This is a genomic window from Streptomyces durhamensis, from assembly GCF_000725475.1.
GTDB lineage: Bacteria > Actinomycetota > Actinomycetes > Streptomycetales > Streptomycetaceae > Streptomyces > Streptomyces filipinensis.
In genome coordinates, this window is sequence record NZ_JNXR01000082.1 from 1 (window position 1) to 1,003 (window position 1,003).

Consider the following 1,003-nt stretch of genomic DNA (forward strand, 5'->3'; position numbering starts at 1 on the left):
GCTGCGCCCACAGGCCACGCAGCCGGTTGATTCCGTTAGCCGGGTATACCTTCGGATTGATGAGCAACGGGTACGCAAAGTTCGCAATGGCCGCCAACGTGCCTCGATGCCAAGCGCGGGAGATTCGCCCGCGGCGTTGCATGCCCTCCACCATTTCCAGCCGCGCGAACGTAATGTGGCGGGCCTCTTCGAGAACGTGGATCTTCATGAGCTGGCGCAGGTGCGGCTGCATCTTCGGGTCATTCATCGCCTCACGCTGAGCGCGGTCGAGGATCTCCTCGATGAGCAGTGTCGCACCGGACACGGACGGGCCGAGAGGCACGAAGTGCAAGATCTTCGCGAAGCTCAAGAACCCCTTCGGTAACTTGTACGGTGCCACCCCCGTCTTGTTGATCAGCCGGGCGAACATCGTCGAATGGCGTGCCTCGTCGCCGATCTCGTTGAGGGCGTAGAGGGACCTTTGATCTGTCAGGGCGCCTTTGGCAGACATTCGGAGCAGCGCCGAACTGAGCAGATTCTCTGCGTACATACCGAAGCTGAGAATGCTGACGATCTCGTGGCGCCCGAGTTCCACCTTCTGCTCGTCGCTCATCTTCTCCCACAGCTTGGTGCCGTAGAGCGAGACCCGATGCTCTGGCAGGAAGTACTTTCCTTCCTCCCAAGGCGAGTCCCAATCGATGTCGATCTCCGCGTCATAAAATTTCTCGGCCGCCGCACGCAGCAGTCGACCGGCAGACCTCTGCATGTCGACGGGCTTGCGGGCGCTGACGCGCGCAACGCCTTCCGTCGAGACGTCGGGCTTGATCTCCACATTTTGAACGGTCATGTGACACCTCCGTTGTGTTCCGGGTCGAGCTGAGTCTCGACTTCATACCCGATACTCTGGGTACCCGATACTGCTAGTGTCTCCGTTAGCAGGTTCTTTTGTCAACGTTCGATGTGAAGAAAGTGGGCCTTGCGTGTCTGACAACCACGATCTCGACTACTCCGGCGAGGGCACCCT

The 1,003-nt window shown here is 59.6% G+C and carries 1 protein-coding gene; it reads right to left on the reverse strand.

The window, feature by feature from the left end; translation table 11 throughout:
• Positions 1-826: AurF N-oxygenase family protein (locus tag IO33_RS0141840; protein ID WP_031174314.1), on the reverse strand; the 826-nt coding region annotated here is incomplete at its 3' end.
• Positions 827-1,003 lie beyond the last annotated feature (177 nt).